This window comes from Curtobacterium sp. VKM Ac-1393 (genome assembly GCF_015350995.1).
GTDB lineage: Bacteria > Actinomycetota > Actinomycetes > Actinomycetales > Microbacteriaceae > Curtobacterium.
In genome coordinates this window covers 203,778-216,451 of record NZ_JADKRW010000007.1, presented here as the reverse complement: position 1 = coordinate 216,451, position 12,674 = coordinate 203,778, and the positions used below count along the sequence as shown (strand labels likewise).

Below are 12,674 nucleotides of genomic sequence, written 5' to 3'. Positions count from 1 at the left end.
TTCTGGGAGAGTGTCGGGCCAGTGATTTGTCGGCACCGCACCCGCGGGCAGAACGCCCGACACGCCAGTCTACCGGTAGTTCGCAACCGTCAGGAGTACAGCAGATGAGCCGACGGCGAACGTGGGTCGAGATCACCATCGTCCTGCTGCTCTCACTGGGCGCCAGCGCGCTGTACTCGATCCTCCAGATCATCGACGACCTGTCGCAGACGACCCCGCTCGGCGAGCAGTCCACGGCGCTGAACACGTCGTCGACGACGGTGCAGTACGTCGACCTCGCGCGGCAGCTGCTCGGCATCGCCGTCGACCTGGCGCCGGTCGCGCTCGTCTGCTTCCTGCTGTGGAACACGACGCGCCCGCACCTGTCCCGGCTCGGCATCGACCGCTTCCGGGTGAAGCCCGACCTCGGCGGTCCGGCGCTCATCGCGCTGTGCATCGGGATCCCCGGGCTCGCCCTGTACTTCGCCGGGCGCGCCCTCGGCATCACGGTGAACGTCGACCCGGCCGCCCTGAACTCGTACTGGTGGACGGTGCCGGTCCTGCTGCTGTCCGCGATCCGCTCCGGCCTGCAAGAAGAGGTGATCGTGATCGGGTACCTCTACGCCCGACTCGGCGACCTCGGGTGGGGGCGGTGGCAGGTGATCCTGTCGACGGCGCTGCTGCGCGGGAGCTACCACCTGTACCAGGGCTTCGGCGCGTTCGTCGGCAACGCCGTGATGGGCGTCGTGTTCGGCTGGATCTACACGAAGTGGGGCCGCCTGATGCCCCTGATCATCACGCACTGCCTGCTCGACGCCGCCGTGTTCGTGGGCTACCCCTGGGTCGCGAACGCGTTCCCCCGGTTGTTCTCCTGAGCCACGGAGCGCATCCACAGGACGCGTCCAGCGCGCCGAGGGGCAACCCACTGCCCCGCACCCCTAGCGTGAGCGCATGAGCATCCCCGCGGTCGGCGAGTCCGCCCCGACGTTCACCCTGCCGGGCATGATCGTCCGCCAGGGCGTCCGCACCGACGACGAGTACGACCTGTCGTCGGAGATCGGCCGGACCGTGGTGCTCGCCTTCTACCCCGGCGACGCGACGGCCGTCTGCACCGCCCAGCTCTGCAGCTACCAGGCCGAGCTCGACGGCTTCGACGACCTCGGCGCCGTGGTCTGGGGCATCAGCCCGCAGGCGCTCGACTCGCACGAGACCTTCGCCCGTGGTTCGTCCCTCACCTTCCCGCTGCTGAGCGACACCGCCGGCTCGGTCGTCCGCGACTACGGCGTGCGCGCCCCGGGCCTCGGTCTCCGCCGGTCGGTGTTCGTGATCGGGCCGGACGGCATCGTGCGCTGGCGGCACGTCGGCCTGGTCGGGCTGCGGTTCCCGACGGCGGAGACGATCCGGGCGCAGATCGAGCTCCTGGTCGCCTGAATCCGGTTCGCGCGTCACCGGCGTGGGGATTTCCTGAATCCGGCGTGTCGGGGTATTGACACCCGAACTGGGGGCGGGGACCATTGTCGCCACGAGAGGTCCGTGAAGGATCTGCCTCCCCGGGGAATCGGGTCGTCCGGAGATACGCGCTGGTGTGTCACACCCGCTCCCCGGGCGTCTCCGGGGAGGCATCTCGTAACCTCGTCCGGTGCACACCACCATCGTCGCTCCGGGCCTCCGCCGCCTCGCCATCGTCCTCTGGGTCGTCGCGGTGGCGCTCGTCCCCCTGGCACTGCTCGATGGCAGCACCCCCTGGCTCGTGCCGATACCGAGCATCTGCGTCGCCTTCGTCGCGTGGGCCGCCCTGTGGCGCCCGCGGATCGAGCTGACGCCGGAGCACCTGCGCATCGTCGACGTCCGGCGCACCAGCACGTACACGTGGTCGCGGGTCACCGAGGTGCGCACCAAGTACGGCATCGAGGTCGTCACGAGCGAGGGCGTCCGCCGCGTCTGGATCGCGACCCGCCCGACCGCGCGGCTCACCGCGCAGGTCCAGGGCCGACCGGGAGGCCCGGATCACCTCGACGTCGACGCTGCGGCCGCGCAGATGCTGGCCCGGGTGCCCGTCCCGGCGCAGCAGGACGGCCCGCCCCCGGCGACCGTGACGGCGGCGCCGATCACCCACCGGGTGCACGGCTGGACGGTGCTGGCGTTCGTCGTGCTCGGGATCGCGGCGTCGCTCGCGGCGGCCCGGATGTAGCGTCCCGGCGCCCGGCAGGCAGGCACTGCCCGACGCAGAACGACACCCCCGACGTCGTGTGACGTCGAGGGTGTCGTTGTGGGTCGTGCGACCGCGGGACTACTTGGTGTAGCCCACGTCCTGCCACTTGACCGACGACTGCTGGAACTGCGCGGGCCCGTAGTTCACGAGGTCCTTGCGCACACCCCAGGCGTACGGCTCGGCGAACAGCGGGATCGTGCCGGCGACGGCGACGATCTTCTTGTCGATCGCCTGCGCGTCCTTGACGCGGGCATCGGCGTCGAGCTCGGCGTTCGCCTTGTCCCATGCCGCGCCGAGCGAGTCGTCCGTCACACCGGTGTAGTTCTGGCCGGCGTCGGCGGGGTAGTAGATCGACTTGAGCGACGAGATCGGGAACGGCGTGCCCTGCCACGCGAAGTACGTGGCGTCGAAGTCACGGCCGTCGGTGGTGATGTACTTCGTGAAGAAGTCGTCCGAGGGCACGGTGTCGATCGTGACCTTGAAGCCGGCGAGCTTCGTCTGCTGCTGCACGAGCTGCGCGACGTTCGCCGAGTTCGGGTTGTCCGACGGGATCACGAAGCGGACGTCGAGTTCCTTGCCGCCCTTCGTCGCGTAGCCGTCCGAACCGACCTTCCAGCCGGCGTCCTCGAGCTTCGACTTCGCCTTGTCCGTGCTGTAGCCGTAGACCGACGACACGTCGTCCTTGTACCCCTGCTGACCCGGCAGGTACACGAGGTTGTTGAGCACGTCGCCCGGGCTCTTCACCGGCGACAGGATCGCCTGGGCGAGCACCTTGCGGTTGATGGACTGGGCGAACGCCTGGCGCACGTCCTGGTCCTTGAAGACGTCCGAGGTGCCGTTCAGCGTGATCTGCCGCTGCGTGGTGCCGAGCGAGCGCTCGATCTTCGAGTCGGAGCGCGAGTTCGCCGTCTTGAGGTTGTCGGCGCTGCCGTTCAGGTTGAACGCGTCGAGCTCCTTGTTGCCGTACGCCTGCGCGACACCGTCGCGCGAGACCGTCTTGAAGACGATGGTGTCGAGCTTGCCCGGGTCGCCCCACCACTTCGAGTTCTTCTCGAACGTGACGACGCCACCGTTGGCGTCGAAGGACTTCAGGATGTACGGGCCACCGGAGACGTACGTCTTGCCGTCGGCAGCGTACGGACCCTTGGCCCAGGCCTTGTTGAAGTGATCGGGGGTGTCGACGGCCCAGTACGGGTAGATGGCGCCGAGGACGCTCGCCCAGTCGGCGTTCGTCTTCGAGAACGTCATGATGACGTCGCGCTCGTCCGAGCCCTGCTTGACCGAGTCGACGTCCTCCCACACGTTGGTGGCGAGGGGCGCGAATGCCTTGTTCGTGCCGTTCAGCGCCTTCCAGTTGGCGATGACGTCCTTCGCGCTGATCGGGGTGCCGTCAGACCACACGGCCTTCGGGTTGATCTTGATCTCGACGGTCTGGGGCGAGTCCTTGGTCAGCTCGACCGAGGTCGCGTAGTCCTTGTTCGCCTCCCACTCGCCGTTCTCCTTGAACTGGATGAAGCCCGGCAGGTAGGTCTGCGAGATCGTGGTGTCGTCCACCGTCCCGGAGTCCAGGTTGGCGAGCTGCCAGTTGGCCGGAGCGGTGTCGATCGGCAGGGTGATCGACCCGCCGTCCTTGACATCCGCACGGTCCGCGACGGTCCAGCCGGTCGACTTCAGTGACGACTCGGCGACCGCGGAGCTGCTGTTGCCCGCCTGTCCACCGCCGGAGCAACCGGCCAACACGACGGCCGCAGCCGCAGCGGTGGCCAGCACGGCGATGCCCTTGATCCTCTTTCGCATGGCGAGGATTCCCTTTCGTTGTGGTTCGCGCTGTTCGCGCTGGAACGCGACGACCCCCGCCGCCACGCCTGTTGGTTGAGAACCCTAGTCACATCCGAAGGCTGCACAAGGCTTGGTGTGGGCAATCGAAACATGCTCGTAACGAATGTTGCATAGCGTCACAACAGAAGTCCCACCCCTCCGTCGCGAGCGGCTAACCTGTCGCCACCGACAACGCCGTCCGGACGGACGGCCGCACCCCACGAGGTCCCAGTACATGCTTGCCTTCATCGCAAAGCGGATCGTCAACTACATCGTCCTGACGATCGTCGCGACGACCCTCGGTTACATCCTCGCCAGCAGCACCCTGAACCCGGCTGCCCGGTTCCTGGGCCGCAACCCGGCCGTGCCGCAGGGCACGATCGACGAGTCCCTGCGGAAGCTCGGTGCCGATCCCGGTACCCCGCTGATCGTCCGCACCTGGACCTGGTGGTCGAACCTGATCACGCACGGATCGCTGGGCATGAGCACGCGCGGCACCGAGGTGACGGCCGACATCGTCGCCCGCTCCGGCACGAGCCTGCGCTTGCTGGTCATCGGCACCCTACTGGGCGCGATCCTCGGGGTACTGCTCGGCGTGTGGAACGCCGTCCGCCAGTACCGCACGTCCGACCAGGTCTCCACGTACCTGTCGTTCGCGGTGCTCGCCACACCGACCTTCGTCATCGCGGTCGTGCTGATGATCCTCGCGACCACGCTGAACCAGGGACTCGGCACCCAGGTGATCAGGTTCACGGGTGAGTACACGCCGGGGGTGAGCGGGTTCTTCCCCGTGCTCGGCGACCGGCTGATCCACCTGCTGTTACCCACGATCTCGCTGACCATCGGTGCCGTCGCGACGTACTCGCGGTACCAGCGCTCCGCGATGCTCGACGTGCTGTCGAACGACTTCATCCGCACCGCGCGGTCGAAGGGCCGGACGCGTGGATCGGCCATCATGCGCCACGGCGTCCGCGTCGCCCTCATCCCGATGTCGACGTTCTTCGCGTACTCGTTCGGGCTGATCCTGACCGGGGCGAGCATCACCGAGCTGGTCTTCAGCTGGCACGGCATGGGCGAGTACTTCGTCCAGGGCATCACCAACAACGACATCAACGCGGCCTCGGGCACGATCCTCTTCACGGCGATCCTCGTGCTCATCGCAGGAACCCTCGCGGACCTGCTCTACGCCGCGCTCGACCCGCGAGTGAGGGTGTGACCCGTGTCTGTTCTCGACCCCACGACCACGACCACCGCCGGTGACCCCGGTGACGGCAACGCCGGCACGCCGGCGCACGTCATCGAGGTCAAGGGCGGCCGCACACCGCTCTGGCGCAAGGTGTTCGGCACCTGGCGTGCCCGCATCGGTGGCGGCGCCCTGCTGCTCATCCTGCTGTGGGCCTTCGTCGGCCCGCACCTGTACCACTGGAACGCCGTCGACTCCGACGGTCTGGCGTTCGGCATGCCGCCGAGCGCCGCGCACTGGTTCGGCACGAACGACATCGGCCAGGACATCTACGCGCAGACGCTCGTCGGCCTGCAGAAGTCGCTGCTGATCGGTCTCATCGCCGGGCCTGCCGCGACGCTCATCGCCGGCATCGTCGGTGCGATCGCGGGCTACTTCGGTGGCACCGTGGACCGCGTGCTCGTGTGGGTCATCGACCTGCTGCTCGTGATCCCGTCGTTCTACGCCCTCGTCCTGCTCAGCCCGGTGTTCAAGAACCTGACCTGGGTGGCGCTCATCGTCGGCCTCGCGGTGTTCAGCTGGATGGTGATGGCCCGCGTCATCCGCGGCCAGACGATGTCCCTGCGCGAACGCGACTACGTCAAGGCCGCGCGGTTCATGGGCGTCCCGGCGTTCACGATCATCCGTCGGCACATCCTGCCGAACGTGGCGTCCCTGCTCATCATCGACGCGACGCTCGGCGTCGGGGCCGCGATCCTGGCGGAGAGCTCACTGAGCTTCTTCGGCTTCGGCATCCAGATCCCCGACGTCTCGCTCGGCACCCTGCTCGCCGCCGGCAGCCAGTCCGCCGTCACCCGCCCGTGGCTGTTCGTCCTGCCCGCCGCGACCCTCGTCGCGACCGTGCTCTCGACCAGCCTGCTCGGCGACGCCCTGCGCGACGCCATCGACCCCACCTCCGGAGCCAACCGTGACTGAGCCGCTGCTGACCGTGTCCGATCTGTCGGTCACGTTCAACCCGAAGACCAAGCCCGTCTACGCCGTCCGCGGGGTCGACTACACGGTGGCCCCCGGCGAGTTCCTCGGGATCGTCGGCGAGTCCGGCTCCGGCAAGTCGGTGTCCTCGATGGCCGTGATGGGTCTGCTCCCGTCGTCCGCCCACGTCGAGGGCAGCATCCGCTTCGACGGCCAAGAACTCCTCGGCAAGAACGACCGCGAGATGTCCCGCCTGCGCGGCGGCGACATCGCGATGGTGTTCCAGGACCCGCTGTCCGCCCTGACGCCGGTGTACACGATCGGCCAGCAGATCATCGAGGGACTGCGCCTGCACGACCGTTCCCTCACCCAGCACGCCGCCCGGACCCGCGCCGAGGAACTCCTGCGCGTCGTCGGCATCCCGAACCCGGCTCGGCGCCTCGACGCGTTCCCGCACGAGTTCTCCGGCGGCATGCGGCAGCGCGCGATGATCGCCATCGCCATCGCGAACGACCCGAAGCTGATCATCGCCGACGAGCCGACCACCGCGCTCGACGTCACGATCCAGGCGCAGATCCTGGACGTGCTGCAGACCGCGAAGGACATGACCGGCGCCGCCGTGGTCCTGATCACGCACGACCTCGGGGTCGTCGCCGGCAACGCCGACCGCGTCGCCGTGATGTACGCGGGCCGCATCGTCGAGACGGCACCGGTCGAGCCGCTCTTCCGTGAACCGGTCATGCCGTACACGATCGGGCTCCTGCGCTCGATGCCGAACATGACGGCGGCGCGCACCGAACGGCTCGTCCCGCTCGAGGGCCGCCCGCCCCTGCTCACGCAGAAGCCGACCGGCTGCCCCTTCGCCGATCGCTGCCCTGCCGTCATCGACGCCTGCCGCGACGGCGAGCCGGCGCTCATCGCCCCGACGGTGCCGCAGAGCGGCGACAACCCGGTCCTGACCGGTACCGTCCCGACGATCGGGAACGGCTCGCTGCTCGACGACCACACCGCCGCGTGCATCCGTCGCGACGAGATCGCGGCCGGCACCCTCGAGCGGTCGGAGATCTTCCCCCGCCCCGAGGACATCCCCGAAGCGGCGGTCGACCACGGCGACGACGTGGTCCTCGAGCTCACCGACGTCGTCAAGACGTTCCCGCTCACCAAGGGCGCACTGTTCCGCCGGCAGATCGGCGAGGTGCACGCGGTCGACGGCATCTCCCTGACGCTCAAGCGCGGGCAGGTGCTCGGCCTGGTGGGCGAGTCCGGCTGCGGCAAGACCACCACGATCATGGAGATCCTCGAGCTCGCCGGCGCGCAGCAGGGCACCATCCGGGTGAACGGCGTCGACACCGCGTCGCTGTCGAAGAAAGACCGCCTGGCGATCCGTCGCGACATCCAGGTCGTGTTCCAGGACCCGATGGCGTCGATCGACCCACGGCTCGACATCGGTTCGGTGATCGGTGAACCGCTGACGGTGCACGGCGTCGCGAAGGACGAGATCCGCCGCCGGGTCCGCGAGGTCCTCGAGCTCGTCGGGCTCGAGCCGAGCTACATCGACCGGTACCCGCACGAGTTCTCCGGAGGCCAGCGGCAGCGCATCGGCATCGCCCGTGCGCTCATCGTCGAGCCGAAGATCCTGGTGCTCGACGAACCCGTCTCGGCGCTCGACGTCTCGGTGCAGGCCGGTGTGATCAACCTGCTCGAGGACCTGAAGCACCGCCTCGGCCTGTCGTACCTGTTCGTCGCGCACGACCTGTCCGTCGTCCGGCACATCGCCGACGACGTCGCGGTCATGTACCTCGGGCGCATCGTCGAGTACGGCGACGGCGACAAGGTGTTCTCCGACCCCCAGCACCCCTACACGCGGGCGCTGCTGTCGGCGGTGCCGGTGCCGGACCCGTCCGCCGAGGCCGCCCGCGGGCGGATCCTGCTCGACGGCGACCTGCCCTCCCCCACCGAGCGCATCGACGGCTGCCGGTTCCGCACCCGTTGCCCGCTCTACCAGCTCCTCGACGAGGGCCGGCAGGAGCAGTGCCGCACCGTCGACCCGCACCTGCAGGACGTGCACGGCCGCGGGGTCGCCTGCATCCAGACCGACCAGGAGCACCTGCTCACCGAGCGGGTCGGCGCGGTCGTCTGACGACGCGGGTCACGTCGTGGACGTGACCCGCAGACGGACGGGAGGTGGGCCCATTCCGCCGGTACCGGCGCACCGCGCCAGCGGGACGACGGCCGTGACGGGAGGGACGTTGCCAGCTGGCAACGGGCCTCCCGTCCGTCCTGTCGTCGCGATCGCGAGCCGCGTCAGGCTCCCAGCCACAGGCTCAGCAGCGAGACGGCGAGCAGCGCCAGCGCGACAGCGCCGACGATGACGGCTGGGCGATCCCAGCCGCGCTCGGCGTCGCCGTCTCCGGCGACGTCGCGCTGCTCCGCCCAGCGGTCGAGCAGCACGGTCATCTCGTCCGGCTGCCGCAGCACGGCACGCTCGCCGCGCCGTGCCGGCTTCGGCCGGGGCAGCGACGGGCCACCCCAGCACTGCACGCGTCGGCCAGCGACCGTCTCGATGACGATCTGCCAGCGCAGCTTCACGTCGGCGACCGCGTGCCACGGCACCACGGTGCGGCGGAGGGGGTTGATGACGGTGACGGCCGTGTCGTCGATGCGGATGCACGGGCGGTAGGTGAGCACCCACAAGACCCAGACGAGCACGGCGATCGGTCCGACGGCGTCGAGCACCACGATCCAGCTGCCGCGCACCGCCGCATCGACCAGCAGGAAGAGGCCCAGGACGGCGACGAGGCCGGCCGCCACCGCGCCTCCGCGACCAGCGCGGAGGACGACGGGACGGCCGGCCTCGTTCGTGTCCAGCAGGATCAGCGTCCGAACTCGAACCCGGCGCCGGGGATGGCGGCCAGGAGGTCCTTCGTGTACTGCTCCTTCGGGGCGGCGAAGACCTCGTCGGTCGTCGCCTTCTCGACGATCTTGCCCTGGCGCATGACGCACACGTTGTCCGCGACCAGGCGGACGACCGCCAGGTCGTGCGTGATGAACAGGTAGGTCAGGCCGAGTTCGGTCTGCAGTTCCGTCAGCAGGTCGAGGATCTGCCCCTGCACGAGCACGTCGAGCGCGGAGACGGCCTCGTCGAGGACGATCACCTCCGGCTTGAGCGCGAGCGCGCGGGCGACGGCGATGCGCTGCCGCTGCCCACCCGAGAGCTCGTTCGGGTAGCGGTTGACCATCGACTTCGGCAGCGCGACCTGGTCGAGCAGCTCGAGCACGCGGGCCCGACGCGATGCCTTGTCGCCCACCTTGTGCGTGGCGAGCGGCTCGGCGATCGTGTTCCCGACGTTGTACATCGGGTCCAGGGAGCCGTACGGGTCCTGGAACACCGGCTGCACGCGGCGGCGGAAGTCGAAGAGGTCCTTGCCCTTCAGCGCGCCGATGTCGATGCCGTCGAACTGGACGGTGCCGCTCGAGATGCTCTCGAGCTGCAGCACCAGCTTGGCGACGGTCGATTTGCCGGAACCGGACTCGCCGACGAGCGCCGTGGTGGTGCCCTTCGGGATCGCGAACGACACGTCGTCGACGGCCTTGAGCTCGCGGGTGGCGAGGCTCTTGCCACGGAGCTTGTAGATCTTCTCGAGGTTCTTCACCACGATGAGGTCCTCGGCGGGACGCTGCTCGCGCTCCTGCGCCCGGGCGATGAGCTCGGCGTCGTCGCTGCCGGCGTCGGCGATCTCGATGCGCTCGTGCTGCACCTTCGACTGGATGCGACGGCTCGCGAGCGAGGGCGCCGCGGCGACGAGGCGCTGCGTGTACGGGTGCTGCGGGTTGGCCAGGATCTCCTTCGAGGGACCGGCCTCGACGACCTGGCCCTTGTACATCACGACGAGCTTCTCGGCGCGCTCGGCGGCGAGGCCGAGGTCGTGCGTGATGAACAGCACCGAGGTGCCGAAGTCGCGGGTCAGGCTCTCGAGGTGGTCGAGGATGACGCGCTGGACGGTGACGTCGAGCGCACTCGTCGGCTCGTCGGCGATGAGCAGCTGCGGGCGGCTCGACAGACCGATGCCGATGAGCACGCGCTGCCGCATGCCGCCGGAGAACTCGTGCGGGTACTGCTTGAGGCGGGTCGCGGCATCGCCGAGGCCCGCTTCCTTCAGGACCTCGATCGCGCGGTCACGGACGGCCTTCTTGCCGGTCGCCATCCCGTTCGCACGGATGGCCTCTTCGACCTGGAAGCCGATGGACCACAGCGGGTTGAGGTTCGACATCGGGTCCTGCGGGACGTAGCCGATCTCCTTCCCGCGGATCTCGGACATCTCCTTGTCGCTCAGCCCGACGAGCTCACGCCCGTTGAACTTGATCGACCCGCCGGTGACCTGGCCGGTGCCGGGCAGCAGCTTGATGATGGCCTGGGCGCTCGTCGACTTGCCGGAGCCGGACTCGCCGACGATGGCGAGGCGCTCACCCTGCTCGAGGGTGAGGTCCACGCTCCGCACGGCCTGCACGAGACCGGACTGCGTCTTGAAGCCGACCTGCAGGTCGCGGATCTCGAGCAGCGGGGCGCCGTCGGCGTTCGTGCGTCGGCCGGTGGGGTTGGTCAGCGTCTCGCTCATCGGCGGGCCCTCGCCTTCGGGTCGAGCGCGTCGCGCACCACGTCACCGAGGAGCAGGAACGCGAGCACGGTGATGGACAGCGCGGCCGACGGCCAGAAGATCGTCGACGGGTTGGTGCGGATCGACGTCTGCGCCGTGCCGATGTCGAGACCCCAGCTGAGGGCCGACGGCGGCAGTCCGATGCCGAGGAACGACAGGGTCGCCTCGGCCACGATGAAGGAGCCGAGCGAGACGGTCGCGACCACGATGACCGGAGCCAGCGAGTTCGGGATGACGTGGCGCACGAGCGTCTTCAACCGGCTGACGCCCAGGGCCGCCGACGCCATCACGTAGTCGGCCTGCTTGGCGCTCAGGACGGCACCACGCATGATGCGGGCGATCTGCGGCCACGCGAACGCCGCGAGCACGAGCGCCACGGTGATCGCGTTCCGCGCGGGGATGACGGACATGATCACGATCGCACCGAGGACGGTGGGGATCGAGAAGAAGATGTCGCCGATGCGGGACACGATCGTGTCGAGCCAGCCGCCGTAGAAACCGGCCAGTGCGCCGATCACGATGCCGACCAACGACACCAGGACCGTCGCGACGATGCCGACGATGAGCGAGTTCTGGGCGCCCCAGATCACGCGGGCGTAGACGTCGGAGCCCTGACGCGTGAAGCCCAGGATGTGCCCGGCCTCGGGTCCGCCGTCACTGTTGTCGAGGTTCGACGCCCGGGGGTCGACGTGGGCGAAGAGCCCGGGGAAGACCGCGACGACGATGATCAACAGGATCAGGATCGAGGAGATCCAGAACGTCGGGCGGGTCCGCATGGACTCCCAGGCGTCGGTCCACAGGGAACGGGTCTTCTCGTCCTCGTTGACCTGGTCGATCGCTTGGAGCGGGGTCTCCTCGAGCGGGGCGACGAAGTGCGTCGCCGAACGGGGTGCGGCGTTACTTGGCATAGCGGATCCTCGGGTCCAGGACGGCGTAGAGCAGGTCGACCAAGAGGTTGGCGAGCATGAAGATGATGACCATCACGGCGACGAAGGAGACCACCGTCGGGCCTTCGCCGAGCTTGACGGCGCGGAACACCGTGCCACCGACACCGTTGATGTTGAAGATGCCCTCGGTGACGATCGCGCCGACCATCAGGTTGCCGATGTCGACACCCAGGTAGGTCACCACGGGGATGAGCGAGTTCCGGAAGATGTGCACGCCGACCACCCGACGACGGGGCAGGCCCTTCGCGGTCGCGGTGCGCACGAAGTCCGCCGTGGTGTTCTCGGCGACGCTGGCGCGGGTGAGGCGCACGATGTAGGCGAACGACACCGAGGCGAGCACGATGGCGGGCAGGACGAGCTCGGACCAGGGGGCCTCGCCGGACACCGTGACCCGGAACAGCCCGAGCTTGATGCCGAACACGTACTGCAGCAGGAAGCCGACGACGAAGGTCGGCACCGAGATGAGCAGGAGCGACACGACCAGGGCGGTGGCGTCGAACAGCTTGCCCTTGCGCAGACCCGCGATGACGCCGACGACGATGCCGGCGACGGCCTCGAACACGAGCGCGAGGATCGCCAGGCGGGCGGTGATCGGGAACGCCGAGGCGAGCTGCTGGCTGACCGGCAGACCGGAGTAGGTCACGCCGAGGTCGCCGCGGAAGACGCCGCCGATCCAGAGCAGGTACTGGACGATGAACGGCTTGTCCAGGTTGTACTGCTGGCGCAGCGTCTCGATGACCTGCGGCGACGGCTGGCGGTCGCCGAACAGCGCTGCGATGGGGTCGCCGGGCAGCGAGAACACCATGAAGTAGATGAGGAACGTGGCCCCGAAGAACACGGGGATGAGTTGCAGGAGGCGCTTGCCGAGGTACCAGAGCATCAGATCACTGCCCGGTCCGGAGCGATGT

Annotated in this window: 11 protein-coding genes; 6 read left to right on the top strand and 5 right to left on the bottom strand. The window is 68.8% G+C overall.

Annotated elements, in window-relative coordinates:
- Positions 1–104 precede the first annotated feature (104 nt).
- From ITJ59_RS16520 to ITJ59_RS16510, 3 genes are all read left to right on the top strand, one after another.
- A complete protein-coding gene (locus ITJ59_RS16520; RefSeq protein WP_194652378.1) occupies positions 105–854 on the top strand; it encodes a CPBP family intramembrane glutamic endopeptidase in 750 nt (249 codons plus the stop codon).
- A gap of 76 nt (positions 855–930) precedes the next feature.
- Positions 931–1,410, top strand: a complete 480-nt coding sequence (locus ITJ59_RS16515; RefSeq protein ID WP_131845338.1) for a peroxiredoxin — start codon at positions 931–933, stop codon at positions 1,408–1,410.
- Between the two features lie 208 nt (positions 1,411–1,618).
- Positions 1,619–2,170: a PH domain-containing protein gene (locus ITJ59_RS16510; protein ID WP_194652377.1), complete on the top strand. Its 552-nt coding sequence runs from the start codon at positions 1,619–1,621 to the stop codon at positions 2,168–2,170.
- 99 nt (positions 2,171–2,269) lie between these two features.
- On the opposite strand, the gene ITJ59_RS16505 is transcribed toward ITJ59_RS16510, so the two are convergent.
- The gene (locus tag ITJ59_RS16505) at positions 2,270–3,988 is read right to left on the bottom strand and encodes an ABC transporter family substrate-binding protein (RefSeq protein WP_194652376.1); all 1,719 of its coding nucleotides are present in this window, start codon (positions 3,986–3,988) and stop codon (positions 2,270–2,272) included.
- A 256-nt stretch (positions 3,989–4,244) separates the two neighbouring features.
- Here ITJ59_RS16505 and ITJ59_RS16500 point away from each other — a divergent pair, with 256 nt between their 5' ends.
- Genes ITJ59_RS16500 through ITJ59_RS16490 form a run of 3 tightly spaced genes read left to right on the top strand, consistent with a single transcriptional unit; the run spans position 4,245 to position 8,304 of the window.
- Positions 4,245–5,225: an ABC transporter permease gene (locus ITJ59_RS16500; RefSeq protein ID WP_194652375.1), complete on the top strand. Its 981-nt coding sequence runs from the start codon at positions 4,245–4,247 to the stop codon at positions 5,223–5,225.
- Between the two features lie 3 nt (positions 5,226–5,228).
- Complete coding sequence (locus ITJ59_RS16495) at positions 5,229–6,167, top strand: ABC transporter permease (RefSeq protein ID WP_123340697.1); 939 nt, start codon at positions 5,229–5,231, stop codon at positions 6,165–6,167.
- The gene (locus tag ITJ59_RS16490) at positions 6,160–8,304 is read left to right on the top strand and encodes a dipeptide ABC transporter ATP-binding protein (protein WP_194652374.1); all 2,145 of its coding nucleotides are present in this window, start codon (positions 6,160–6,162) and stop codon (positions 8,302–8,304) included. The genes ITJ59_RS16495 and ITJ59_RS16490 overlap by 8 nt, the downstream gene beginning before the upstream one ends.
- A gap of 164 nt (positions 8,305–8,468) precedes the next feature.
- Here the strand turns inward: ITJ59_RS16490 and ITJ59_RS16485 are convergent, their stop codons facing one another.
- From ITJ59_RS16485 to ITJ59_RS16470, 4 genes are all read right to left on the bottom strand, one after another.
- Positions 8,469–8,975, bottom strand: a complete 507-nt coding sequence (locus tag ITJ59_RS16485; RefSeq protein WP_194652373.1) for a PH domain-containing protein — start codon at positions 8,973–8,975, stop codon at positions 8,469–8,471.
- 62 nt (positions 8,976–9,037) lie between these two features.
- Positions 9,038–10,780 (bottom strand): dipeptide ABC transporter ATP-binding protein, encoded by a 1,743-nt coding sequence (locus ITJ59_RS16480; protein WP_194652372.1) that lies wholly within the window; start codon positions 10,778–10,780, stop codon positions 9,038–9,040.
- Positions 10,777–11,727, bottom strand: a complete 951-nt coding sequence (locus tag ITJ59_RS16475; RefSeq protein ID WP_194652371.1) for an ABC transporter permease — start codon at positions 11,725–11,727, stop codon at positions 10,777–10,779. The genes ITJ59_RS16480 and ITJ59_RS16475 overlap by 4 nt, the downstream gene beginning before the upstream one ends.
- A complete protein-coding gene (locus ITJ59_RS16470; protein WP_194652370.1) occupies positions 11,717–12,646 on the bottom strand; it encodes an ABC transporter permease in 930 nt (309 codons plus the stop codon). The genes ITJ59_RS16475 and ITJ59_RS16470 overlap by 11 nt, the downstream gene beginning before the upstream one ends.
- Positions 12,647–12,674 lie beyond the last annotated feature (28 nt).